Source organism: uncultured Muribaculum sp., from assembly GCF_910583865.1.
Classification (GTDB): domain Bacteria; phylum Bacteroidota; class Bacteroidia; order Bacteroidales; family Muribaculaceae; genus Muribaculum.
Genome location: NZ_CAJTYX010000001.1, coordinates 59,575 through 85,760, shown reverse-complemented (window position 1 = coordinate 85,760; position 26,186 = coordinate 59,575). Strand labels below are relative to the sequence as shown.

General features: G+C 55.2%; 14 protein-coding genes. 5 read left to right on the top strand and 9 right to left on the bottom strand.

Going from position 1 to position 26,186, the window contains the following annotated elements; translation table 11 throughout:
• The first annotated feature begins 136 nt into the window (after nucleotides 1-136).
• The 5 genes from sprA (at nucleotide 137) to QZ303_RS00255 (ending at nucleotide 13,417) form a co-directional block, all read left to right on the top strand.
• On the top strand, nucleotides 137-7,618 hold the full coding sequence (gene sprA / locus QZ303_RS00275) for a cell surface protein SprA (protein ID WP_295727679.1): 7,482 nt from the start codon (nucleotides 137-139) through the stop codon (nucleotides 7,616-7,618).
• Nucleotides 7,619-7,872: 254 nt separating this feature from the next.
• Nucleotides 7,873-8,721, top strand: a complete 849-nt coding sequence (locus tag QZ303_RS00270; protein ID WP_295727677.1) for an ATPase — start codon at nucleotides 7,873-7,875, stop codon at nucleotides 8,719-8,721.
• Nucleotides 8,722-8,785: 64 nt separating this feature from the next.
• Nucleotides 8,786-10,012, top strand: coding sequence for a phosphoserine phosphatase SerB (gene serB / locus QZ303_RS00265; protein ID WP_295727675.1), 1,227 nt, complete (start codon nucleotides 8,786-8,788; stop codon nucleotides 10,010-10,012).
• Entirely contained in the window at nucleotides 10,005-12,362 is a 2,358-nt protein-coding gene (locus QZ303_RS00260) for a patatin-like phospholipase family protein (RefSeq protein ID WP_295727673.1), read from the top strand. The genes serB and QZ303_RS00260 overlap by 8 nt, the downstream gene beginning before the upstream one ends.
• Before the next feature lie 53 nt (nucleotides 12,363-12,415).
• Complete coding sequence (locus tag QZ303_RS00255; RefSeq protein ID WP_295727671.1) at nucleotides 12,416-13,417, top strand: hypothetical protein; 1,002 nt, start codon at nucleotides 12,416-12,418, stop codon at nucleotides 13,415-13,417.
• Nucleotides 13,418-13,467: 50 nt separating this feature from the next.
• On the opposite strand, the gene QZ303_RS00250 is transcribed toward QZ303_RS00255, so the two are convergent.
• The 9 genes from QZ303_RS00250 to guaB form a co-directional block, all read right to left on the bottom strand.
• Nucleotides 13,468-13,896, bottom strand: a complete 429-nt coding sequence (locus tag QZ303_RS00250; RefSeq protein WP_295727670.1) for a hypothetical protein — start codon at nucleotides 13,894-13,896, stop codon at nucleotides 13,468-13,470.
• Between the two features lie 85 nt (nucleotides 13,897-13,981).
• Nucleotides 13,982-14,470: an anaerobic ribonucleoside-triphosphate reductase activating protein gene (nrdG, locus tag QZ303_RS00245; RefSeq protein WP_295727668.1), complete on the bottom strand. Its 489-nt coding sequence runs from the start codon at nucleotides 14,468-14,470 to the stop codon at nucleotides 13,982-13,984.
• A gap of 2 nt (nucleotides 14,471-14,472) precedes the next feature.
• Nucleotides 14,473-16,680: an anaerobic ribonucleoside triphosphate reductase gene (locus tag QZ303_RS00240; protein ID WP_295727666.1), complete on the bottom strand. Its 2,208-nt coding sequence runs from the start codon at nucleotides 16,678-16,680 to the stop codon at nucleotides 14,473-14,475.
• Between the two features lie 256 nt (nucleotides 16,681-16,936).
• Nucleotides 16,937-17,848 carry a CPBP family intramembrane glutamic endopeptidase gene (locus tag QZ303_RS00235; protein WP_295727664.1) on the bottom strand — a complete coding sequence of 304 codons (912 nt, stop codon included), beginning with the start codon at nucleotides 17,846-17,848 and terminating at the stop codon, nucleotides 16,937-16,939.
• A 65-nt stretch (nucleotides 17,849-17,913) separates the two neighbouring features.
• Nucleotides 17,914-19,674 carry an OstA-like protein gene (locus QZ303_RS00230; protein WP_295727663.1) on the bottom strand — a complete coding sequence of 587 codons (1,761 nt, stop codon included), beginning with the start codon at nucleotides 19,672-19,674 and terminating at the stop codon, nucleotides 17,914-17,916.
• A gap of 50 nt (nucleotides 19,675-19,724) precedes the next feature.
• Complete coding sequence (locus tag QZ303_RS00225) at nucleotides 19,725-21,113, bottom strand: peptidylprolyl isomerase (protein WP_363322798.1); 1,389 nt, start codon at nucleotides 21,111-21,113, stop codon at nucleotides 19,725-19,727.
• Between the two features lie 35 nt (nucleotides 21,114-21,148).
• Complete coding sequence (locus QZ303_RS00220) at nucleotides 21,149-22,084, bottom strand: hypothetical protein (RefSeq protein ID WP_295727661.1); 936 nt, start codon at nucleotides 22,082-22,084, stop codon at nucleotides 21,149-21,151.
• A 752-nt stretch (nucleotides 22,085-22,836) separates the two neighbouring features.
• Entirely contained in the window at nucleotides 22,837-24,570 is a 1,734-nt protein-coding gene (locus QZ303_RS00215; RefSeq protein WP_295727659.1) for a peptidylprolyl isomerase, read from the bottom strand.
• Nucleotides 24,571-24,671: 101 nt separating this feature from the next.
• Nucleotides 24,672-26,153 (bottom strand): IMP dehydrogenase, encoded by a 1,482-nt coding sequence (guaB, locus tag QZ303_RS00210; RefSeq protein ID WP_295727657.1) that lies wholly within the window; start codon nucleotides 26,151-26,153, stop codon nucleotides 24,672-24,674.
• Between the last annotated feature and the right edge of the window lie 33 nt (nucleotides 26,154-26,186).

Here is a 26,186-nt window from a genome sequence, read left to right as displayed (position 1 = left end):
ATAGGTGGGCGTTTTTAGACAACCTCTTAAAATAAACGGGACGGGGAGCACGTTAATAGTGCATGCGGATGCCTCCACAGTAAGGGCGTCCTTTCCATGAATGGGACTTAACAGACCGGAGTTATATATACATTTCTTGCGACTTTTGAAGTCGGCAAAAGGCTATAGGCCAACGCAATATACCACGATGCTGTTTCTGGCGGTTGTCGTGGCCATGTTGCTTTGGGGGGTGGCTATCCCTCGTGCGCTTGCATCTCCGCAGTATCGTGACCCGGCCATAATGCCTCCACCGCCTCCATCGCGCGACATCCCGGTTACAGGACTTTCCTCGCTTCCCGACAGTTCGGGCCTCCCGGTGCTTACTCCCACCATACCGCCTGATTACCAGGCCCTCGCCGAGGACGAACTTGCCGCCGACCTGTCCACTCCATCCAACATCCGCACCGAAGTAGAGTATGATATCGAGTCCGGATGCTACATCGTGCGCACAAAGGTCGGCGAGTTTGACATAGCCACACCATTCATGCTGACTCCGGAGCAATACAACCAGTTGCAACTCAGGCGTTCCATGCAGCAGTACTTCAACAAGCGCAACGGAGAGCTGGTGCAGGGTGTCAAGGATAAGGAGCCGTTCAACGTGCTCGACATGAACTTCGCCCTCGGGCCTTTAGAGAAGATTTTCGGTCCCGGCGGTGTCAAACTCAAGACCACCGGCTCCGTGCAGATGTCGATGGGTGTCAAGAGCAACAAGACCGACAATCCGGCTCTGTCACTGACAGCCCGGCGGCGCACTTATTTTGACTTCGACCAGAAGATACAGGCCAACGTCAACGCTTCTGTAGGCGACCGCATGAAGTTCGGTCTCAACTACAATACCGACGCCACTTTCGACTTTGACTCCAAGAATATCACTCTTGCTTATGAAGGCAAGGAGGATGACATCGTGAAGAGCATAGAGGCCGGTAACGTGTCGATGACCACAGGTTCGTCGCTTATTCGCGGTAGCTCTGCACTCTTCGGTATAAAATCAACATTACAGTTCGGAAAGCTTACCGCGACAGCCCTTGTCTCGCAGCAGAACAGCGAGTCGCGGTCGGTATCGACCAAGGGCGGCGTGCAGACCACCAAGTTCTCGGTCAACGCCGACCAGTACGACCAGAACCGTCACTTCTTCCTCGCCCACTTCTTCCGCGACAATTACGACACATTCGCATCGAAGCTCCCATACGTGGCTTCCGGAGTAAAGATTACGCGCATCGAAGTGTGGGTCACCAACAAGAGCGGCAATTACAACCAGTCGCGCAATATTGTCTCATTCATGGATCTCGGCGAGAGTCAGGTGCTTGCCAGCGATTACTGGCGACCCAATCCCGCAGTGCCCAATCCATCCAACACCTCCAACGCCCTTCTGGAGATAATAAAGACCGAATATCCGGGAGCACGCAACATCAACACCGTCACTCAGGCTCTCGACCCCTTGCAGGCGTTCGGCATAGAGGGTGGCCGTGACTTCGAGAAAGTGGAGAGCGCACGTCTGCTCCAGTCATCGGAATACACCCTCAACTCCACTCTCGGATATATATCTCTGAAAACCGCCCTCAACGCCGACGAAGTGCTTGGCGTGGCTTACGAGTACACTTATCGCGGGCAAGTCTACCAGGTCGGAGAATTCTCCGCCGACATCACTACGTCGTCCGACGCTCTTTTCGTCAAGATGCTTAAAAACACGACCACCTCCCCGCGGGTGCCTATGTGGAAGCTAATGATGAAGAATGTATATTCGCTCGGCGCATACCAGGTGGAGAAGAGCAACTTCCGCCTAAACATCAAGTATCTGAGCGATACGACCGGCACGCAGATCAATTATCTTCCCGTGCCCGGACTCACCGACAAACCGCTCCTGCAGGTGATGAACCTCGACCGTCTCGACTCCAACCAGGAGGGGAATCCCGACGGATTCTTCGATTTCATCGAGGGCTATACGGTGCTTGCATCTTCCGGTAAGATTATCTTCCCTGTGGCCGAGCCGTTCGGATCACATCTTGAGAAATCGATCGGCAACCCTGTCATCGCAGAAAACTACACCTATCCCGAGCTTTACGACTCCACTCTTGTGGTGGCACGCCAGTTCGCCCACAAGAACAAATACGTAATCTCAGGAGAATACCAGGCCTCCGGAGGTTCGCAGATACGCCTCAACGCCATGAACGTGCCGCGTGGATCGGTGGTGGTGATGGCCGGTGGCGTGCGGCTTACCGAGAATTCCGACTATACCGTCGACTATGCCATGGGAGTGGTCACCATAACCAACCAGAGCATCATCGACTCGGGTCAGAGCATATCGGTCACGCTCGAAAACCAGTCGATGTTCAACCTTCAGCGAAAGACCCTCCTCGGACTTGACCTTAACTACAAGTTCAGCAAGGACTTCAACCTCGGGGCCACCATAATGCATTTCTCTGAGAAAGCTTTGACCGAGAAAGTCAATATAGGCGATGAGACCGTCAACAACACAATGTTCGGCATAAACCTCGCCTACAACACGCGATTCATGTGGTTGACGAATCTTCTCAACAAGATTCCCACCGTCAACGCTACACAGCCGTCGACACTGAGCATACAGGCCGAGGCTGCCCGACTGCAGCCACATAAACAGAAGTCAGGCTCCAACAAGGGGTCATCCTATGTAGACGACTTCGAGTCGACACAGACGGGTATAGACCTGCGTTCTCCCTATGCATGGTCTCTTGCTTCCACTCCTTATCAGCAAGGTAACAACGCTCTTTTCCCTGAGGCGGCACTCAGCAACAACGTAGACTATGGCAAGAACCGAGCGTTGCTGGCGTGGTACTATATCGACCGCATGTTCACGCAGCGCAACTCGTCGCTCTGCCCCGGTTACATCGCTTCCGACCTCAAGCAGCTCTCCAACCCTTATGTGCGCGAGGTGACATCGACCGAGATATTCCCCGACCGTCAGCTTGCCTACGGAGAGTCCAACCTCATTCAGACGCTCAACCTGTCGTTTTATCCTACCGAGCGCGGACCCTACAACCTCGATGCCGTCAACATCGACGATCAGGGAAATCTCATGCAGCCTGAAAAGCGTTGGGGTGGCATCATGCGACGCCTTGACAACACCAATTTCGAGCAGGCCAACATCGAGTATGTGCAGTTCTGGCTTCTCAACCCGTTTCTAGATCCCGACAATCCGAACACCGAAGGTGGTGATTTCTACATCAACTTCGGCGAGGTCAGCGAGGATATCTTGAAGGATGGACTCAAGAGCTATGAGAACGGCATACCTTACGACGGCAACAACCAGTTTCTCGAAGAGACAGTGTGGGGACGTGTCTCGCGCCAGAATTCGCTCACATACGCCTTTGACAACAATGCCGGTTCGCGTTTGGTGCAGGACGTGGGGCTCGATGGTCTGAAAAATGATGAGGAGTTTACTTTCAGCTCTTATTCCGACTATCTTGACGGACTGCGGCGTAAACTTGCTCCGGACGCTCTCGACCGCATGTACTCCGACCAGTTCTCCCCGTTCAACGACCCTGCAGGCGACAATTACCACTTCTATCGTGGCTACGACTACGACGAGAGGCGTCTCGGTGTGCTCGAACGTTACAAGCGTTACAACGGTGTCGAAGGCAACTCGCTGTCGCCCTCCGACGCACCGGAGCCGCTATATCAGAGCGCGCGCACCGGACCTGACGTGGAGGACATCAACCAGGACAACACCCTCAACGAGTATGAGCGCTACTTCCAGTATAAGGTATCACTACGTCCCGAGGATCTGGTGGTCGGGAAGAATTACATCACCGACAAGCAGGTTTCGCCCGTGATATGCCGCGACGGATCCACCCAGATGGCGGAATGGTACCAGTTCAAGATACCTCTTTCCGACTATGAGCGCGTGGTTGGCTCGATCAACGACTTCTCCACCGTGCGCTTCATGCGTATGTTCATGACCGGTTTCAAGGCCACTACCCATCTGCGCTTCGCCACACTCGAGCTGGTGCGCGGTGAGTGGCGTCCCTACGACTTTTCGCTCAACACCCGTGGCGACTCTCCCGCCGAGGGCGAACTTGACATATCAGTGGTCAACATCGAGGAGAACGCCGGGCGAGAGCCGGTCAACTACGTGCTTCCTCCCGGGGTGACGCGAGCCACAGATCCGGGGCAGTCGCAGATCCTGCAGCTCAACGAGCAGTCGATGTCGCTCAAGGTGCTCGGCCTTCAGGCCGGTGACGCGCGTGCCGTCTACCGCAACACGCAGCACGACCTGCGCAACTACAAGCGCCTCCAGATGTGGGTGCATGCCGAGAGCCTTATAGAGAATGTCACCAATCTCCGCAGCGGCGAGCTGTCGATATTCCTGCGCCTCGGCTCGGACGTGAAAAACAATTATTATGAGTACGAGATACCTTTGACTCTTACGCCTCACAAGAAGTATGCGCAGGACAACGTCGAGGACCGCTACGCTGTGTGGCCGCTCTCCAACCGCTTCGATTTCGCCCTTCAGGAGCTTGTCAACCTCAAGAAGGAGCGCAACCGTGCAAAGCATGATCCTGCCAGCGGGGTAGGCTATACTACGTTGTTCACCGGGCGCGACCCCGACAACGAATCCAACCGCATGGCGGTGATGGGCAACCCTTCGCTAAGTGATGTGCGTGTCATGATGATCGGTGTGCGCAACAACGCGTCGACCGCGCGCGACGGTATCGTGTGGGTAAATGAGCTTAAAGTGACCGATTTCGACGAGTCGGGCGGATGGGCTGCCAAGGCCAACGTCAACCTCGGTGTCAGCGACATCGCCACACTCAACTTCGGCACCCACATCGAGACCGCAGGATTCGGCGGAGTGGACCAGCCGCTCAACGCGCGCCGTATGGACGATTACCGTCAGTTCAACTTCGCCGTGCAGGCCGACATGGGCCGTTTCTTCCCGGAGAAGCTTAAATTGAAAGCTCCGGTCTACTACTCGGTAAGCAACGAGACCACTCTGCCCAAATATAATCCGCTCGATCAGGACGTGCTTCTGAAGGATGCCCTCGACGAAGCCGCCACGAAGGCCGAACGTGACTCCATACGTGATTACGCCATAGAAAAGACCACAATCAAGAGTTTCAGCATATCAGGCCTCCAGTTCGACCGCCGGTCGGAGAAGCCGATGCCGTGGGATCCGGCCAACTTCGTGTTCAACTTCTCGTTCAACAAGCGCCATAACACCGACCCTACCACGGAGTATGAGAACACCAATGACTACCGTGGCTCGCTGCAATACTCATGGTCGCCATATCTCAAGGGTCTCAAGCCTTTCGGATGGATGAAGTCGAAGAATCGCAACCTGAAGTTCTTCAAGGAGTGGGAGGTCAATTATCTGCCGTCAAACATATCGTTCCTCACCACCATGTCGCGCTATTACTACGAGCAGCAGACACGCTCTGAGGTCGACCAGATGATGAAGCTCCCGGTGGCCGTTAGCAAGAACTTCCTGTGGGACCGTCAGCTCAACCTCACATGGAATCTTACCAAGCAACTCACATTCAACTTCTCGAGCAACACTTCGGCACGCATCGAGGAGCCTGTGGGCGCTGTCAACCGCCGGCTGTTCCCCGACCGCTATAAGGAATGGCGCGACACAGTGATACGCTCTATCCTGCACCTCGGCACGCCATGGGCCTACAACCAGACGTTCACTGCCAACTACAAGGCTCCGTTCTCGCGTATTCCTGTGGTTGACTTTCTTACTGGATCTGTGACATACAATGCCACCTACCGCTGGGACCGTGGCGCTACCGTCGATGGCGAGAAGGTGGGAAACACCATCGCCAACCAGGGGGCGTGGAATTTCGACGGCCGCATCAATCTCGAAGGGCTCTACAACAAGTTCTCATACTTGAAGAAAATCAACCAGCGTTTCTCGTCGTCGAAGCGGCCTACGGCACCGCGCAAGGCCAAGCGGTTCGAACGTACTTTCAAGCTCAATGCCGACACGTCGCTCGTCATACGCCACAACCTGCGCAACCGCAAGGTGAAAGTCACCGCCGCGACCACCGACGGCAAGCCGTTCCCGGTGAGCACGCGTGTGAAGGACCTCAACACTGTCGAGGTGCTGACACGTGGAGACCAGAACATAAAGTTCACCGTAATCGAGGTGCTCAAGGACGACAAATCGATATGGCGAGAAATTGGCGAGCATGCCACGCGTTTCGCCATGCTCACGCGTTCGGTCAATATACGCTACCGCACCAGCCATTCCATGTCGCTCCCGCTATTCGGGCCTGACATCGGCAACGTGTTCGGACAGAGCCGCAGCTACGGCCCTATGTCGCCCGGTCTGGACTTTGCTTTCGGATTCTCCGGCGAGGACTACGTGGTCAAGGCCAAGGAGCGCGGATGGCTCATGATCGATGACAACCAGACTTCGCCCTCCATATGGTCGACCACCAACGAGTTCAACCTCGACATTGACCTCGAACCTGTGCGCGGTCTGAAGATCAAGCTCACCAACAACCGTACCGACAATCATTCCAGCCAGGTGCAGTTCATGTATGCCGATATGCCTACCACGCGTAGCGGCAGCTACACCAAGACCCACTGCGCGCTGCGCACTGCGTTGCGCACGTCGCGTGCGGAGGATGGCTACAACAGTGCAGCTTTCAATCAGTTCCTCGAAAACATCCCTGTCATAGCTCGCCGTATCGAGGCTCGCTATGCTGGCACTACGTATCCTACCGGGGGATTCATGGCCGACAATCCCAATGCCGGGCGGCCGTTCTCCACATCGGTCGGAGAGGCCAACCGCGCATCGTCAGACGTGCTCATACCTGCGTTCATCGCCGCCTACACCGGTGTGGATGCCCGCAAAATCTATCTTACTCCCTTCCCGAAGCTTGCCGACATGCTCCCCAACTGGCGTGTGACCTATGACGGACTTATACGCATTGGCCGTCTCAGCAACATATTCAAGACCATAACCCTCAATCATGCCTACCAGTGTACCTACACTGTGGGCTCATATGGCTCCTACCTTAACTGGATGCAGGTGGGCCGTGGCGACATGGGCTTCGTGCCTAATGCCGACGGTGCGCCCATACCTTCGTCGCCCTACAATATTTCCACCGTGTCCATTACCGAGAAGTTCGCCCCTCTGATCGGCGTGGCTGTCACGCTCAAGAATGAGCTTAAATTCAACGCTGAATACCGCGACGGACGCACGCTCACACTCAACTCCGATGCCGGACAGCTCGTCGAGGCCAACACCCGCAATATCACCGCCGGTGTGGGCTACAAGATTGTCGGTTTCAACACCGTGCTGAAGATGCGCGGTTCAGGCCAGGGCATATCCAACGACCTGACCATCAACGCCGACTTCTCCTACCAGCAGACCCAGGCACTCATACGCCGCATCGAGACCAACTACACACAGGCCACTTCAGGCACGCGCACCATCGGCTTCAACCTCTCCGCATCCTACGTAATGAGCCGCCGCATGACCATCTCGGCCTACATCGACCACCAGGTCAACACCCCCCTCATCTCCTCCTCCGCCTATCCCACCACCAACTCCAACTACGGCATTACATTCAACCTCAACCTCGCCCGCTGATTCCCGGCCATACCGCTTTGAAGAGGTTAGAATCAGGAGACCGAATCTTTTCAAAACTTTCCGGAATCACATAAAATGGGAATGATTTCCGTATTCGGATTATAGAGATATGTGAATATGTGAGATGTGGTCGCTGTTTGTGGAACGTTGTTTGATTTAGCGGTGTGAATCTTTGCACTGTTTCCATAATTATTGCTAAATTTGCGGGAGTTAAGTGAAATTTTGACAATCTCTAATAGTAACCGTTTAAGAGAATGAAACTTATTGCCGACAGCGGCGGCACCAAGGTCGAGTGGGCTTTGGTCGATGCCGGGAAGGTGGTGAAGCAGATATTCACCTCCGGCATCAACGCACTGATTCTTACCGAAGAGGAAATCTCCCAATATATCGATGACGAGCTTATGCTTCAGCTCGGCGACCTCGCCAAGGAGGTGACAGAAGTGTACTTCTACGGAGCCGGATGTGTCGATGATGACGTGTGCCGCACCGTGCGACGCGCAATCCGTTCCAACATACCGGTCGAGGCTGTCGAGGCTCATTCCGACCTGCTCGGTGCGGCTCGTGCCCTCTTCGGCAGAGAGTGCGGCATTGCCTGCATACTCGGCACCGGGGCCAACTCCGGCTACTACAACGGCACTCTCATAAAGGACCATATAAGCCCGTTGGGCTACATACTCGGCGACGAGGGGAGCGGCGCTGTGCTCGGCCGTCATCTCATAGGCGACGTGCTCAAACATCAACTGCCGCGCGAGCTGTGCGACCGCTTCCTTGATGAATACAACCTCGACTCCGCCGCCATTCTGCGCCGTGTCTACAAGGAGCCGATGCCCAACCGCTTTCTGGCGAGCGTCACGCCCTTTCTCCTAAAAAACATCGAGGAACCCGCCATCCACCGTCTGGTGCTCAACGAGTTCAAGTCGTTCTTCGTGCGCAACGTAGCCCAGTATGACAACTACCGGTCGCTTCCCGTGGGCTTCGTAGGCTCCATCGCCTTCCACTACCGTAATGTCCTCGACGAGGCTGCCGCAGCTCTCGACACGACCATCTCCATCGTGCTCCGCACACCCATGGAAGGTCTGGTCAAATATCATTCCTGCTGCTGACGCGTTTCCCTGCCGTCTGCGCTGATACGCATCAACAACGCCAAATCCAAGTGCCTTCTCCCCAATGAACACCGAACTTATCCTCGTAAACATCTCCGGCTACGACCGTCCGGGAGTCACTGCCACGCTCACCGACATTCTCGCGCGCTACGACGCCTCCATCCTCGACATCGGTCAGGCCGACATACACCATACCCTCTCACTCGGCATACTCTTCAAGACCTCCGGTGACCTGTCGGGCAACATCATGAAGGATCTGCTCTTCAAGGCCTCGGAACTTAACGTGCAGATACGCTTCACGCCCGTCCCAGTGGCCGAATACGAGGAATGGGTCACCATGCAGGGCAAGAACCGCTGGATCGTGACCATCCTTGGCCGTCAGCTCACAGCACGCCAGATTGCTGCAGTCACTTCCATTATCGCCGAGCAGCAGCTTAACATCGACGGCATACAGCGCCTCACCGGACGCGTGCCGCTCGAGGAATCGAAGCCCGCAGGAGCAAAAGCATGCGTGGAATTTTCCGTACGAGGCAATCCTCGCGACGTCGACCGCATGCAGAGTGAGTTCATGCGACTGTCGGCAAGTGAGAATTTCGACATATCGCTCCAGGAGGACACGATGTACCGACGTTGCCGCCGTCTGGTGTGCTTCGACATGGACTCCACGCTCATCGAGACAGAGGTCATCGACGAACTTGCCATGCGCGCCGGCGTGGGTGACAAGGTAAAGGCCATCACCGAGCGTGCCATGCGCGGCGAGATTGACTTCGATGAGAGCTTCCGCGAGCGTGTAGGCCTTCTGAAAGGGCTTGACGAGAGCGTGATGCGCGAGATTGCCGAGAATCTGCCCGTCACTGAAGGAGTTGGCCGCATGATGCAGGTGCTGAAGCGCGCCGGATTCAAGACCGCGATACTCTCCGGCGGATTCACATATTTCGGCAACTATCTGAAGCAGAAGTTCGGCTTCGACTACATGTATGCCAACGAACTGGAGATTGTCGACGGAAAGCTTACCGGCCGCCATCTCGGACCTATAGTAAATGGCCCGCGCAAAGCCGAATTGCTGCGCCTGCTCGCACAGGTCGAGAACATCAACATCGCCCAGACGATAGCCGTTGGCGACGGTGCTAACGACCTGCCCATGCTCACCACCGCCGGACTCGGCATCGCCTACCACGCCAAGCCCAAGGTGAAGGCCACTGCCGGTCAGAGCCTGTCAACGATAGGACTTGACGGCGTTCTATACTTCATAGGTTTCAAGGACTCGTTCATCTCCGACGGCAATGTTTGAGCGTCATCTCCTGCGCGGTCGTCTGATTGCGGGCTGCCTGGCGCTGTCGTTGTGCGTACCGTCCCTGCCGGCTGCAGTAGCCCCGGAAAAGCAGGAAGCTGCCGGACAGCAGTCGGTGGGGCTCGTACTGAGTGGTGGCGGCGCAAAGGGCATAGCCCATATCGGTGTCATCAAGGCTTTGGAGGAGAATAATATCCCCATCGACTACATCGCCGGGACATCGATGGGCGCGATAATCGGCGGACTGTATGCTGCCGGCTACACTACTGACGAGATGCTCGAAATGCTCCTCTCGAAGGACTTTTCATACTGGTCGACCGGTACTATCAATCCCTCATATCTCTACTATTACGCCAAGGAGGATCCCACTCCCCACATGGTGAAACTCAACCTCAGCCTGCGCGATTCCACCGGCACTCCCGGCATCCTGCCTACCTCGCTTATCAATCCGCTCCCGATGAACTTCGCTTTCATGGAGCTGTTCGCCCGCTATTCGGCACAGTGCGGGGGCGATTTCGACAGGCTTTTTGTGCCGTTCCGCTGCGTGGCCTCCGATGTCTACCACAAGCATAAGGTTGTTATGCGTTCCGGATCGCTCGGCGACGCCATACGCGCCTCCATGTCGTTTCCCATGGTGTTCGAGCCTATCGAAATAGACAGTGTGCTGATGTACGACGGCGGTATATATGATAATTTTCCCGTCGACGTGATGCGGTCCGACTTCGCTCCCGACATAATGATTGGCGTGGATGTCAGCGCCCCCGATACCAAACCTGACCGTAACAACATGTTCCAGCAGCTTGAGGACATGATCATCCAGAACAATGATTACTCCCTCCCTGCCGATGAGGGGATAAAGTTGCGCGTACCAGTGCAGCAGTTCGGACTGCTCGACTTCCCTTTGGCACGCCAGATATGCTCTATAGGCTACGACAAGGCAATGTCGATGATGGACTCGATCAAGACCCGTGTCACGGCACGCATACCGGCAGAGACACGCGCCCTGCGCCGCGAGGTGTTCAAATCGGCCACGCCCTATGTGCGTTTCGATTCGGTGAGCGTGGCCGGCGGTTCGGCGAAGCAGAATGCATTTATAAAATCGGTGTTCACTCACACCGATACCGATACTTTCGGCCTCGCTCCCGCCAAAGATGCCTACTACCGGCTCATTTCCACGGGTAAATTGCGCAACCTTGTGCCAAAGGCTGTCTACCATGATTCCACCGGACTGTTCACGCTCGACCTGCTCGCCGATGTGAAAAACAAGTTCAACGTCGGCATGGGCGGCTATATCACCTCAACAAGCAATTCCATGCTGTTCCTATCCACCGGATATTCCACCCTCAGCTTCAATTCGCTGAATATCGGCGTGGATGCATGGATCGGACAGAGCTACATGGCATGTACTGCCAAGGCCCGTATGGCAATGCGCGGCGCCATACCTTCTTATCTCGAGTTGCAGGGCGTGATCACACGCAGCAAGCTGTATGACAACGACCGCATATTCTATGACGAGGGATCGACGCTCGCCACATCATCCGAGCTGTTCCTGCGTCTCAACTACGGTCTGGCTATGGGCCGGAGCGGCAAGATTGTAGTGTCGGCGGGAGCCGGAAGGCTCAGCCACCGCTTCTACGACGCGCTGGTGGTGACACCGGTCGACCGCGACCGTCTTACGTTACGTCTGTTTCAGGGTCGGGCATTTTATGAACGCGATAATCTCGACAATCCGTCGCTACCGACATCCGGCATGCGGCTGCGTGCAGGAGTCACGGGTGTGTACGGGGATGATACTTATTTCCCGCAGAACCGCGACGACCTGTCCATGCGTAGCTCCGGTAAATGGTGGCTGCAGGCCGAGTTCGACTTCGCACGCTATTGGGAGTTGGCCCACCGTTTGCATCTCGGCGTGTCGACTACCACTGTTGCCTCGTCGATGAAGCCTTTCGATACCTATGCGGCTACCGAGGTTATGCTGCCGGCGTTCCGTCCCGTGCCATCATCCTACGCCTATTTCAATACACGCTTTCGTGCGCGCCAGTTTACCACGTTCGGCCTTATCCCGATATGGAATCCGGTGGGAATGCTCCAGCTTCGTGCCGAGCTTTATTGCTTCATGCCGTGGCGCGAGGTGCGTCCTGCCATGCTCTCCGCGGGGCGGCCGGGTATTGATGGGGTGGAGTATGGCGAATGGTTCCGCAACCCACGGTTCATGGGCGAGCTGAAGGCGAGCTATGCGCTACCGTTCGCGCAGCTGTCGGCCTATGCGGGTTATAGTGACTCTCCCGGCAATCGCTGGAACTTCGGCCTGTCGTTCGGCCTGTTTTTCCTGGCTCCCAAGTTCATGTAAGCATTTCTTTGTGCAATCTCGGTTAAGTAAGCCATTTAAAACAAGATAACATCATGAAGCCTCTCTCCTCTTTTGTGGCGTTGAGCCATGTCTTATTCGCGGTTCTTGCCGCCGTTGACATATGCGCCGCGCTCTCTGTGTCGGATCGCCGTTACTATCCCGTCGATGCGGAGGAAGTGGCTGTCCCGGATCATGTGGAAGGTTTTACTGTTGAAGTGCGTGCATCCTTACCTCGTGTCAAGGAGGGGAGGGGACTTTCATGCGACTGGTGGGGTATGGCAGACGCCGACGGACATTGGATTGCGCTCCGTGGATTCAATTCCGACTATGGTTCGGTTCTCGACCGTCGTGGATTGCGCCTGAGTTGTGGATATACCGGAGATGACTCACGGCGTGTGGCCGTAGATTCCGTCGATCTGTTTGACGGAGTGAACCTTATGCGCGGATTCAACACCGTTGCCCTTGAGTGGCATCGTGCCTCTGACGCCGGTAGCGCCGACAGACTCGACATCTATGTAGGAAGCGACGAGCCGGTGTTGGCTATGTCGGTCAAGGCTCAGATGCCTCGGGGGAGACTGCATATGGTCGGCGAAGGGGATAGGATCGTTGAGACGCTGATGACTGAATGGATTACGGATGCCCGCGACGCTCTTTTTTCTGGATGGACCGATGAAACGCTTGCGGCCCGTATGGACGCTCCTCTCGATTATATGGAAGGCCGTTGGGAATACCTTGACCGTAATACCGACGATGCACGTGCGCGCCTTGGCGGCAAGTATCGTCTGGCAGTAGTGCAGGGCGCACGCCCGGGATGCTACGATATACTTTACTTGGGTGGTGCTGAAATCGGTGCCACGACGTGGTATCCTATGATGTTTAAAGGGCGTCTCATGCCGTCGCGTTTCGAGCATATGTGGGAAGTGGAATGGTATGATGCGATGGGTGTGATGCTCGATGATGATGAGGCTTATGCTACCCTTGCGGTGCAGGAATGGGTGATCACCCTCGAATTTCCTCTTTACCGGTCGCGTATCCGTTTTGCCAAGGTGCAATGATTTCGTACGGAGGAGAGGCAACGTGGCGCACAGAGGTCATGTAGGTTTGGTCACTCTTTTTGAGTGATCATTTTTATCTCGGAAGTTTCTTTGTTGTATTCGAGTATGAAATCGGTGAACGTGAGTATAATAGATCGCGGATTATTTTCAGCCGACATCAGGTCGGAAGTCAGTTCACGGGCTTCGAGGTACTGGTACACGCGTGGCATTTCGTTGAAAATGAGTATCGACGGTACAGGCACGCCGTTGCCGTTTATTGAGGTCCACTGATAGCCTGAGTCGAAAGCGAGCGATGCGCCGTTCTTGATGGTGACGTAGTAATGGTCGTTACGTTCGTCATAGGTGCTGACAGATGCCCCCGGCCAATACGAGGATATGAATTCCTTGATTGGAGTAGGCACGTCATCCCACACGGTAGAACTGCATGCCATGAGTATGAAGAGTCCAAGTATAGTTATTATGGGTCGGTGTCGTAACATGATTAAAGGGTTTTTATGCTTTGATAACAGCATAAAAACCCTCTGTGTTCATCTCCAATGGCCTTTTAACCATGCTAAAATGCGGTCATTCCGTCGGATAACTCCATATCACCGGCTTTCCGGATTGGCGTGTAGCATTCAGGTCTATGAGCCTTTGGTTGGAGGAGCCACGGAAAAGGAGCGACGTGTCGCGCAGTTCCTCCACGAAAGGGCCGTCGACGAGCACGTCGACAAGGGACATAAGGGGGGCGAAGCGTGGTTGCACGGCAATCTGCTCATACGTAAACCCGGTATAGCACCATAGGGTGTAACCGGCGCTTTTGACCGCACGTGCAAGTTCCGTGACAGCTTCGGCCTGATAGAGCGGGTCTCCACCGGAAAAGGTGACGTTGAAGTCGTTGTCGCGTACCACCTCCATCACTTCATCAACGCTCATCTCGTGGCCACTGTCGTGTCCCCACGACTCCGGATTGTGGCATCCTCGGCATGCGTGGTCACATCCTGCGAGGTATATGGATGTGCGCAGTCCCGGGCCGTCTACGCTTGTGCCCGCTACTATGTCAAGCACCCGCATCGTCATTTGTGTATGACACGGTCGTTAAGTTCAGCCAGCTTGGCGCTGTTCCAACGGTCGGTGGTGCCGACGAGATAGCCTGTGATGCGCTGTAGCTTGTCGATGGCATGGCTGCCGCATTTGGGGCATGTGTCGAGATTGTCCTGCGCGTCCTCATAGCCGCAATCCATGCAGCGGTTGCGGTTGTGGTTGACCGATCCGTAACCTATGTTGTACTTGTCCATGAGGTCGACGATATCGCTGATAGCTTCGGGGTTGTGCGTGGCGTCGCCGTCGATTTCCACGTAGAATATATGGCCGCCCCCAGTGAGCGCATGGTAGGGGGCTTCTATTTTGGCCTTGTGGCGCGGCGAACAGTGGTAGTAGACCGGCACATGGTTGGAGTTGGTGTAATAGGTTCGGTCGGTAACTCCCGGAATTATACCGAACGACTTGCGGTCTTTTTTGGTGAACTTTCCTGACAATCCCTCTGCGGGAGTGGCAAGTACGGAGAAGTTGTGCTGGTAGCGCTCACAGAATTCATTGACACGGCTGCGCATATGGCTCACTATCTTCAGGCCAAGCTCCTGGGCTTCGTCGCTCTCTCCATGATGCTTGCCGACAAGTGCCACCAGGCACTCGGCCAGTCCGATGAATCCGATGCCGAGAGTGCCCTGGTTGATTACATTCTCGATGGTGTCGGTGGGCTTGAGGCTTTCAGCTCCGATCCACAGGCGCGACATCAGCAGCGGGAACTGCTTCGCGAGCGCTGTCTTTTGGAAGTCGAACCGGTCGCATAGCTGACGTGCGGTGATGTCGAGCACGTTGTCGAGACGGCTGAAGAAACGTGACAGGCGCTCTTCCTTGTCCTGGATGTTCATGCACTCGATGGCTATGCGCACGATGTTGATTGTGGAGAAGCTGAGGTTTCCACGGCCTACGGAGGTCTTTTCGCCATAACGGTTCTCGAACACACGTGTACGGCAACCCATCGTGGCTACCTCATATAGGTAGCGTTCGTGATCGTCGGCACGCCATTTGTCATGATGGTTGAACGTCGCGTCGAGATTCAGGAAGTTGGGGAAGAAGCGGCGCGCGGTCACCTTGCATGCGAGCTTGTAGAGATCGTAGTTGCGGTCGCCCGGCTTGTAGCTCACGCCGGTCTTTTTCTTCCATATCTGGATGGGGAATATGGCTGTAGCGCCGTTGCCCACACCTTCGTAGGTGGAATTAAGGATCTCGCGGATGATGCAACGTCCCTCGGCGGATGTGTCGGTGCCGTAATTGATGGAGCTGAACACCACCTGGTTGCCTCCGCGTGAATGGATGGTGTTCATGTTGTGGATAAAAGCCTCCATCGACTGGTGCACCCTGCCTACGGTCTCGTTTATGGCATGCTGTTTCATGCGCTCTTTCCCTTTCAGTCCGTCGAGAGGCAGTTTCAGGTAGTCGTCAATCGGGGCATCGTAGAGGTCGCTGAGATCCTCGCCTGACAGTGCCTCAAGAGTCTTTACCTCTTCGATATACGACGAGCGCACGAACGAAGCCAGATAGAAGTCGAACGCGGGTATGGCCTGGCCGCCGTGCATCTCGTTCTGCGCGGTTTCGAGCGATATGCATCCGATGATGCTTGCCGTCTCTATGCGTTTTGCCGGGCGCGATTCGCCATGGCCTGCCGTGAAGCCGTATTTCAGTATCTTGTCGAGCGGATGTTGGACGCAGGTGAGGCTCTTGGTGGGATAGTAATCCTTATCGTGGATGTGCAGATAGCCTTGACGGACTGCCTCGCGAGCCTCATGGGAGAGTAGGTAGTCGTCGACGAAAGGTTTTGTAGTCTCGCTCGCGAACTTCATCATCATACCTGCCGGGGAATCGGTGTTCATGTTGGCGTTCTCGCGGGTGATGTCGTTGTTCTTGGCCTCGATTATTTCGAGGAACATGTCGCGTGTTTTGGCCCGACGGGCTATGTTGCGCTGGTCTCGGTAGGCGATATAGCGTTTTGCCACCTCCTTGCGCGGGCTTTTCATCAGCTCGAACTCCACGCGGTCCTGGATTTCCTCCACGGTCATGCGCTCGTTGCCTGTCATCGAGATGCGGTCGGTAATCTTCATTATGAGACTTTCGTCCTCCCCGATTTCAGTCTGCAACATGGCCTTGCGGATGGCGGCCTTTATCTTCTCATCGTTGTATCCCACGACGCGTCCGTCGCGTTTGACTACTGTCTGTATCATCTATGTCTTAGAGTTAGCAGGATGTTCGGAAAATGTATTTTTTTTGTGAATGCAAAGTTATGCAAGTGTCTGCAATTATGCAATCATTCCAACAACTAAATATGCCTAAAGTTTTCGTTTTGGAAAACTTTAGGCATATTGCAAAATTGTATATTGTTGTTTGATAATGTGTTGTGTGCTCGTTTTGGGTAACTTTGTTTTAAAACATATTGCCGGGAGTTGTCTAACTGGGAAATTGTGCAATATGCTCAGAGTCTCATTGTTTCACTGTGTCACGCATCCTGGGAAGATGTCTCCACATGTACCATACCGATACGAATGCGAGCACGAAGCTCATTAAGGCCAATATGGCATGACCTCCTCCCGGACTCGCACCAAGAGAATCGAGATTGATGTTGTCAATCCCACGCCTGATGAGCCACATGTTAAGTACTACAAGCGAATTGTTGAATGCATGTGCTGCGACGGCAAGCCACAGCGAACCGCTCCACCAGTAGAGGTATCCGAAAAAGGCTCCGAGCAGCAGTCGCGGTACAAAACCGAAAAACTGCATGTGGATGGCGCTGAATACGAGCGCCGCCACCCATATTGCCACATGCGGATTAGGAAACATACGCATCAGGATGGATTGCAAACCGCCTCTGAAGAAACACTCCTCGGCCACACCGGTCAGTACACCGATGATAAGCACGGAAACGATAAGGTCGGTCACGCCGGTGCCGCCGAACAGCCCCTCGACCATAGCGCCTGCAGTGGCTTCATAGGTGCGCAGCAGCTCTTCCAGCCGGGACATGCTGTCGGGTAGATGCACGCTTTCATTCCATGCCACGATAAGATTCATGGCCGGAATGGCGATGATAAGCGTAAAAAGCGTGCTTGTCAGTCCGAACCATCCGGGAGCACGATCCACGCCCATTACGTGCCATGGACGGCGTGCGGCGATAAGGAATGTCATCACCGTCGGGAGCATGAATATCACAAGGTCCTGGAGCACCACCGCCCAACGAAGGCGTTCGAGAGTAGCGCCACCCACGAGGCCGATTACCACCAGGCCAAGCGCCCATGAGAAAATCCAGCAGCATACGAATAACAACAAGGTTTTTGCCCCGGTGAGGCGCAAACCCGCGCTTTCGGCCACGGGAAGCCGGTTTTCAGATTGCTCAATCATCAGAGATAGTCGATAAATGGAATTGAATTTTGATTTATGCAAAAAAACGCACAATAAGTCCCGGCTCAATTGACTTTGCGTCGCCGCAAACCGGGATCCGGCTCCTTGAGCAGAGCCTCCATCTCGGGGGGCACATTGAATATGTCGTCCTTGTCCTTGGGTCTAAGAGCCTCGTACCACTTGAACTGCGGGAGATAGTAGATAGATTTCTTAGCAAGATACAAGGGGGTGACGGTTCCGTCGACCTCGGGCCACATGGTGAGTTTCCGCAGTGTCGAGTCGTTGAAATGCGCTCTTAAAAAGCTGCTCGTGGAGCTGATTATCTTATTGTAGGTAGAGTCATTCTCCTGCGGAAGCATTATGTTCTCCACGTTGCCGCTTACGTCGAGCTGCGATATGGAACCGTCGGCAAACTGCGCCAACATCTCCTTGCCTGTCAGCTGGTTGTAGAACTCGTCACCTACATGCTCGGCCACGAAGCCGAATTCCGGCAATTTGGCCCAGTCGACAGTGGAGTCATTGAAATGCACCTGTATGATGTTGCCGAACACCTGCCTTTCTCCGCTCCATACTATGGGATGGCGATGCATGTACATCAGCGAGTCACGTTCCACCACACTGAGCGAGTCGCACAGTCCCTGTAGGTCGATTCGCCAGAAGCGTACACGTGGATATGCGGTCATCACATGGGTTGAATCGCTGTCGCTGCGCATCACATAGGTGCGGATAGTGTCGCCGTGGAGGTAGAGCGTGTCCTTCTTGCTGTATTCGAGAAGCCGCGCACGGATGGTGGCGAAAGAACTGTCCTGCTTTTCGAAGTAGCACCCGTAGCCTCCTTCAAGTGCAGACTGTCTGGCAGAGTCGGTCAGTACCATATTGCCCCATGCCTGGCCGAAGCCGGCCACCTGGTCATAGAACAGTGTGTCGCCTGTGAGCGTGTTGCCCCGCCGGGTCTTTATCAGTGAGCGGTCGTAGAGACGTGTGGTGTCGGCCTCGGTGTTGTACATACCGTTGCTTGAATAGACGGTGGCGCTGTCGGTGGTGATTACCGAAGGCTTGACAATCTGTGCGATATGGTTGTCGGTGTTGTAAAGCAGTTCTTCGGTCTCGAGGGTGAAGTCGCGCTCGCCGTTGTCTTTCAGCACCACGTCGAGGCGGAACTGCGCGTCCTTTGTCGTGGGGCTGTACTCTCCGTAGATAGATGTAAGCACGTTGGCGGTGTCGGTCAGTGTGCCGCCATTGGTGTAGTATCCGAGGTCCTGCCCGAGGTCGTAATTGAACACGTCGGTGGTGAGCTGCACGTCGTTGTTGATGAGTCTGACCTCCTGCACGCCGTTGCCGTAGAACACGGCCATCTCCTCGGGATTATTGTAGTTAAGCTCGTCGGCGTAGACAAAGAGGGTGTCACCCTGCTCCATCCTTACGTTGCCGAAAGCGTCGAAGCTTCCTTCCTGGTCGTAGAAATGTGCGCTGTCGCAGTACATGAACATGTCATCCTTGCGAAACTGCACGTTACCAACGAGAATCTGATAGGCCACTGAATCGCGGCTGTCATCCGTCCACAGGCGGTCTGCCCGCTCAAGGAAAACCTTTCCGGGAGTGTGGCGGTCTGTGCCGGGCACAGTAGGCTTTATCTCGTAGCGCTTCGGAGGATTGACCGGGGGGAGTTCTGTGGCCGGCGCCTTCGGAGGGTCGGGATGCCCGGAAAGCAACGCCGGGACGCCAAGTGCAAGCAGGCAGGCCACGGCCCATCCTCCGCGTCGCCGGTTGTCATGCGTCGTCTTTCCCGCATCGGCCGCCTCCCGATGCATATCGTCGTTGCTCATCGAATCCTGATTGAACATGTCATGATAAACAATACTTCAACGGCAGCGTGTCATTCTTTCTCGCCGTTGGCGGAGTCTTGGTTGACGCCCTGTCTGATCCATCCTTTATGCTTGAAGTCGCAGTCGCGCCATCCGTCCTCGATCTTCACGTAGGTATCGGCAATTTTCTTTTCGACCCACTTCTTGACGATCTCTTCCTTGGCATGGCTTTCGTAGAGATCTTTTATCAGCTGGTAGTCATCGCTCATGTTGGCGCGGTGGCCAGGAATACGGTTTGTGAGTTTCACCATAGCCACTATGTCGCGGTTGCGCTTAGGGTCTTTCATGATGAAAGGCTTCGATATCTCACCTACGCTCATGTCGGCCACGGTACGGCTGACTTCCTGAGGAAGCTGCCCCATCTCGAATCGGGTGGAGTTGTTTTCCTGGTTTACCATCTGACCTCGGTTGTTGTGGGTGTCCTTGTCCTGCGACACGTAGGGGACGGCATCCTCGAAGGTGAACTTCTCGGCAAGAATCTCCTGACGCACCGTGTCAAGACGGTTGACGGCATCTGTGAGGTCCTTGTCTGAAACCTTCGGTCGCAACAGTATGTGGCGTGTGTTGATGCGGTCGCCACGCTTTTCGATAAGCTGGATAATATGGTAGCCGAACTGGGTCTCGACGATTTTCGACACTTTCTTGGTGTCATTGAGGTTGAAGGCCACTGCGGCGTATTCAGGCTCAAGGTTCGCGCGGCCGATGAAGCCCAGTTCACCGCCTCGCAGGCTGCTGCCATCCTCGCTGTAGAGGATGGCGAGGGTGCTGAAATCACTCTCGCCCTTGTTGACACGGTCGGCATAGTCGCGCAGACGGGCTTTCACCTCGTCAATCTCCTCGCGCGGTATCACGGGGTTGAGGGTCATGATCTTTACCTCCACCTGCATCGGCACGAAAGGCACGCTGTCCTTGGGTAGCGATGCGAAGTAGCGGCGCACGTCGCTCGGGGTGGCTTTGACATCCTTTGTCAGGGAGCTCTGCACTTCCTCGACGAGCTGGTGGTTGCGTATCATGTCGCGGAGCTGCTCGCGCACTTCAGGCAGCGGGCGATGGTAGAACTCTTCCACTTTCTGCTGGGTGCCGAGGTTGGCGATGAGAAAGTTCACTTGCTGGTCGACCATCTGCATCACCTGGTTGTCAGGAATTTCTATCGAGTCGATCTCGGCCTGATGGATGAAAAGTTTCTCTACTGCGAGTTGTTCCGGAATCACGCAGTAAGGGTCGCCGTCGATGTCGCTGCGTTGCGACTGCATGGTCTGATATGACTCCTCGATTTCACTCTTGTAGATAGGCTGGTCTCCGATCCACCAGGCCACTTCCTCGATGATATTGTTCTGGGCGGCCATCGTCAGCGCCAGAGCGCCGAAAGCGCCGGCAATCATATGCTTTGATATTTTCACTTCTTTATCGGTTATGTATTGTGTTATACGTTCATTCAATTGTCAACTGCCACAGAGGCGGTGTCCTGTCCGGGGATAAGCGTTCTGTTGATGCGCACCAGTCCGTTGGCATAAGCGCGGCTCACAAGGCCGTCGCGCAAAGTGCGGTCGTAGTCGGCGGCAGACTCCGACGCGAGCATCCGTGCCACTTGTTCGCGGGCGAGGTCAAACGGCATCTGTTCGCCGGGAGCGAGATATTCGTTCACCGACAGCATATACACGCGGTCGCCGACTCTGGCCTCGAATCCGGGATGCAGTTTCAGAAGTTTGTCGGGATTGGTGTCTACGCCTCCCGGCACTCTGCCGGCTATGTCGCCCCACGACAGCCATCGGTCGCGGAAATACAGATATTCCATGTCCGGGTCAAGGCTCTCTTTCTCAAGTCTCTCAAGGTCGTCGGCGTGTGTCGACCGGCTCCAGCGGCGCAGGTCGTGCAGACGTGGATGACGAGAGTCTACCGCGAGGAAAATGCCGCGCATCATGGGCTGTGTGCAGCGATACATGCCACGGTTCCTGTCGTATTCTGCGCGGAGAGTGCCTTCATCAAACTCCTTGCAGGAGTTCTGTGCGGCCATCTGCCTGCGGTATTCGCGCATGAGCAGGTCATTGCGGTATTCCTCGGCCATGCGGTCGATACGCCTGGTATCGGCAATCTCCCGCGAGGCTTCCACGCCAATCACCTTGCGCTCCACCCATGCGTCGACATAACTGCGACACCATGCGGCGCTGTCGCTACCCGTAAGGCTGTAAGGGAGCACCTCGCGCACGTCGGCCACGGTAAGTTCGTCAGTCCCTACCTTCGCCAGTACTCCCTCCGGCAATATGTCGTCACCACTCCGGCCACCGCACGACATCATCGTCACGCAGCAGCCTGCACAAATGGCAATCGACCTGATTCCCGGGATTGTAATAGGCGCTATCTGCATCATCATGGGCTTTACCGTGACAGGCGCATGCGCCTGCCTCCCGATTCAAGCCTCAAATTTACGAATTTTCCTATAAACCCAACCATCGTCACCCAAATTTCATTTACCCGTCTATGGCGAAAAATAGTAGGGGTGTGTTGGCATAAAATTGTTTTAACTTATATTAACCGTGGAGCGGGAGGGATTGTCGGTTTTCTTCGATATTTTTGCAGAGCAAAGGCATGGGGACATTGTGCACCATGTCTCCGGGGATTACATCACCGAGGCAATTCGGCCATCACTCATCGCGACGAGGTGGCTGAAAGTGATGGGACGGCTCTTCTCCGGTGGATTTTCGACATATGTTCTGAGTCCCGTCTTGCAGAATCATAGGTCACGGTTTTCCCGCAGGGATAGCCGAGACTTGTTGGTTTTTCATGCAATGGACGTTGTTTTCGCCTCGATTAGCCTGTCATACATCAGATATTGCAGCGACATCCATGCCGGATGCCGCCATTTCGTCATGTGTCAATGCCTATGTTCATCGAGGCATATCGTCACGAATACTTCGGGATAAATCCTGAATCTGACTGCAAGGTTGAAGGGGATTTCCGCTTTACAATACTATAACTTATTGTTACTTATCAGTTGTATCAGATGTGAAAGGGGTTGATGCCATGACCGGCATCAACCCCTTTATATAGATCGGTAAAAGGCTTTAAAGTCCTTGTTGTCCTTAATTTCTATGATGTCGTTGTAGCCGCCTCGGCATAGGCATCTTATTTCTTGGTGAGCTTCTTGAGCACCTTTTTGTTGACCTTGACCTTATGGGTGGCTTTAAGCTGCTCTATCCACTGGCGTTCGAGCTGCGCCTGGTAGTCGGTGGTGACAGCGCCGCGCACGTCGGCGGCCTCTTCGGGTGCCTCTATAAGGCGTCCCTCCCATGCCATCCAGCATTTCCATTTGCCGGGAAGCTCCGGACGCTCTGCCCCGAAAGCCACGGCATCGACGACCTTGTTGTCGCCCTTTGCAGCAAGCACGCGCTCTACGCGTACATCTTTGTCGAATTGGCGTTTCAGCACTACTCCGATTGAATCGCGGTCGATTGCGTTGGCCTTCACGAAGTCAGCTACTACGGTCATCATTGAATCGTTTGGGGTATAAATCATGAAGCCCTTGTATTTAGGCTCGGTCAGAGCGTAGTCGCCTCGATGTGCCTCGAAATATTTCTCGATTCCTTCGGTGTCCTTGGCTGCACCTTCCCATATCTTGCGGTTGCTTATCTCGAATAGGAGCATGCCGTCGTGGTATTCACGGAGCAGGTTGGCGAAGTCGGCATCCTCTGCTGCAAGGCGCGCTACCTCACGGTCGATAAGCTCGTTCTCGCTCAGCGAGTCGGCTCCGGCAGGCTGGAAACGTGCGTGTAGTTCGTCCATTTTCTTGCGGTAGGGTATCTGTGCGCGTCCGTCACGCTGCATCATGGCCATGATCTGCGGGCGCACCTCGTCGAGCGACGGCACGCCGCGATGTCCGAGGGTCTTTACGATATGGTAGCCGTAGGACGTGGCGAACGGCTCGGAGAATGTGCTGTCGGCGAGCGCAAACGCTGTTTTCTCAAACTCAGGCACCATTCTTCCCGTGCCGAACCAGGGGAGCATGCCTCCGTTGCGTGCCGAGCCCGGATCCTCGCTCTCCTTGCGTGCGAGCTCACTGAAGTCTGCTCCGTTTTTCAGGAGGGTATAAATCGAGTCGATCTGTGCCTTGGCCTTTGCCTGCTCCTCGGGGCTTTTGCCCTGGGTGAGCTTGAGGATGTGCTGTGAGAGTACTTCACCGGTAGCGGCACGTCGTGCGCCCGACTTCACGATATGAAAGCCGAAAGGGGTCTCGATCACGGGTGAGATCTGTCCCTCGGGGGTATCGTAGGCGGCTTTCTCAAACGCGTAGGGGAAACGTCCGGGCACTACGTAGCCCATGCTGCCCCCGTTGCGCGATGCGGAGCGGTCGATGGAGTATTTTCGCGCCAGCATCGAGAAATCCTCGCCGCCGACCGCCGCCGTGCGCAGGCTGTCGAGGAAGGCCTTGTTTTTTTCGCGCTCCTCCGGTGTCTTGCCCAAGGCTACCATTATGTGGCTTGCCTCCACTTCCTCGGGATAGTGTGAATAGGCTTCGGTCACCAGACGCTCTTCCTCGTCCTTGTCGGTGAGATAAGGGCGCACGAGGTCGAGACGATATCCTTCGTATTCCTTGTTGAACGCTGCGGTGGTGTCGATGCCGGCAGCGATGGCGTCGGCCACCTTGAGCTTGTAGGTGATGAACATGTCGAGATAATCGTCAACACTAACGGGCGACTGCTGCTGCATGTTGTTTTTCCCGTAGAGATATTCGAACTCACTCAGATGCACGTTGTTGCCGTCGATGGTCATCAGCACCGGATCGGATGGCTTCTTTGCATCCGCACCGCAGGTGGCACATGTGGCCGCTGCAAGCACTATAAGCGATTTGCGTAGATTCATTATGTATGTTATGTTAATTACTTTAAATTACGACAGAGATATAACGCGGAACTGTAGTTCCTTATTATATCTCTGTCTTTTAGCGATAGGTCTTTAGCGGATTACTGGTGTGAAGCGCTGTAGTTGGGAGCCTCGCTCGTGATGGCCACGTCGTGGGGATGGCTCTCAAGCACTCCGGCGGCAGTGATGCGGGTGAACTGTGCCGAATGCAGTTTGTCGATGTTCTCGGCGCCGCAGTAGCCCATGCCCGAGCGCAGGCCGCCAAGCATCTGATATGTCACCTCGTAAAGCGAACCCTTGAAGGGCACGCGTGCGGCTATGCCTTCCGGCACGAGCTTGCGTGTGTCGGTCTCGCCGGCCTGGAAGTAGCGGTCCTTCGATCCCTTTTCCATTGCTTCCAGCGATCCCATGCCGCGATATGCCTTATATTTGCGTCCGTTGTAGATGATCGTGTCACCCGGGCTTTCCTCAACGCCGGCAAGCATTCCTCCGAGCATCACGCAATATGCTCCTGCGGCGAGCGCTTTCACGATGTCGCCCGAATAGCGTATGCCGCCGTCGGCAATCAGAGGCACATCGGTGCCTTCAAGAGCCTTGGCAACGTCGTAGACGGCGGAGAGCTGGGGAACGCCTACACCTGCTATCACGCGTGTGGTGCAGATTGAGCCGGGACCGATGCCGACCTTCACGCCGTCGGCGCCGTTGTCGACAAGGAACTTGGCTGCTTCGCCCGTGGCGATGTTGCCGACAACCACGTCGATTTCGGGGAAAGTCTCTTTAATCTGGCGCAACACGCCTACGACGCCCTTGCTGTGGCCGTGGGCGGTGTCGATGACGATTGCGTCGACGCCTGCGTTGACAAGGGCCGTGGCGCGCTCCATCACGTCGGCGGTGACACCGACGCCGGCAGCCACGCGCAGACGTCCCAGGGAGTCCTTGCATGCGTTGGGTTTGTCCTTTGCCTTGGTTATGTCTTTATAGGTGACAAGCCCCACCAGGCGGCCGTCGTTATCGACTACGGGAAGCTTCTCTATCTTGTGTTCCTGAAGTATGGCGGCAGCCTCTTCGAGGTTGGTCGACTGGCGGGTGGTGACGAGGTTCTCGCGGGTCATCACCTCGTCGACCTTACGGTCGAGATTGCGCTCGAAGCGCAGGTCGCGGTTGGTGACTATGCCCACGAGGCGCTTGTCGGCATCGACTACGGGTATGCCGCCGATGTGGTACTCCTCCATCATGGCCAGCGCGTCGCGCACGGTGCTGCCGGTGAGTATGGTCACGGGGTCATATATCATGCCGTTTTCGGCACGCTTCACGGCATGCACCTGGCGTGCCTGCTCGGCAATCGACATGTTCTTGTGGATAACGCCAATGCCACCTTCGCGGGCTATCGCGATGGCAAGACGGGCCTCGGTGACGGTGTCCATGGCAGCCGACACCAATGGTACGTTCAGTGTGATACGGCGGGAAAAACGGGTGGTGAGATCTACGCTGCGGGGCAGCACTTCGCTGTAGGCGGGGATAAGGAGGACATCGTCGAAAGTAAGACCCTCCATCTTCACTCTGTCTGCAATAAATGATGACATATGGCGATATGGTTTAATTTATTGCGCACAAAG

Bases quoted from the DNA above. Each gene is read 5' to 3' on its own strand.
- QZ303_RS00250 (WP_295727670.1), bottom strand. From the start codon at position 13,896: ATGTTACGACACCGACCCATAATAACTATACTTGGACTCTTCATACTC.
- serB (WP_295727675.1), top strand. From the start codon at position 8,786: ATGAACACCGAACTTATCCTCGTAAACATCTCCGGCTACGACCGTCCG.
- guaB (WP_295727657.1), bottom strand. From the start codon at position 26,153: ATGTCATCATTTATTGCAGACAGAGTGAAGATGGAGGGTCTTACTTTC.
- QZ303_RS00270 (WP_295727677.1), top strand. From the start codon at position 7,873: ATGAAACTTATTGCCGACAGCGGCGGCACCAAGGTCGAGTGGGCTTTG.
- QZ303_RS00240 (WP_295727666.1), bottom strand. From the start codon at position 16,680: ATGATACAGACAGTAGTCAAACGCGACGGACGCGTCGTGGGATACAAC.
- QZ303_RS00235 (WP_295727664.1), bottom strand. From the start codon at position 17,848: ATGATTGAGCAATCTGAAAACCGGCTTCCCGTGGCCGAAAGCGCGGGT.
- QZ303_RS00255 (WP_295727671.1), top strand. From the start codon at position 12,416: ATGAAGCCTCTCTCCTCTTTTGTGGCGTTGAGCCATGTCTTATTCGCG.
- QZ303_RS00230 (WP_295727663.1), bottom strand. From the start codon at position 19,674: ATGAGCAACGACGATATGCATCGGGAGGCGGCCGATGCGGGAAAGACG.
- QZ303_RS00260 (WP_295727673.1), top strand. From the start codon at position 10,005: ATGTTTGAGCGTCATCTCCTGCGCGGTCGTCTGATTGCGGGCTGCCTG.
- QZ303_RS00215 (WP_295727659.1), bottom strand. From the start codon at position 24,570: ATGAATCTACGCAAATCGCTTATAGTGCTTGCAGCGGCCACATGTGCC.
- nrdG (WP_295727668.1), bottom strand. From the start codon at position 14,470: ATGCGGGTGCTTGACATAGTAGCGGGCACAAGCGTAGACGGCCCGGGA.
- QZ303_RS00220 (WP_295727661.1), bottom strand. From the start codon at position 22,084: ATGATGATGCAGATAGCGCCTATTACAATCCCGGGAATCAGGTCGATT.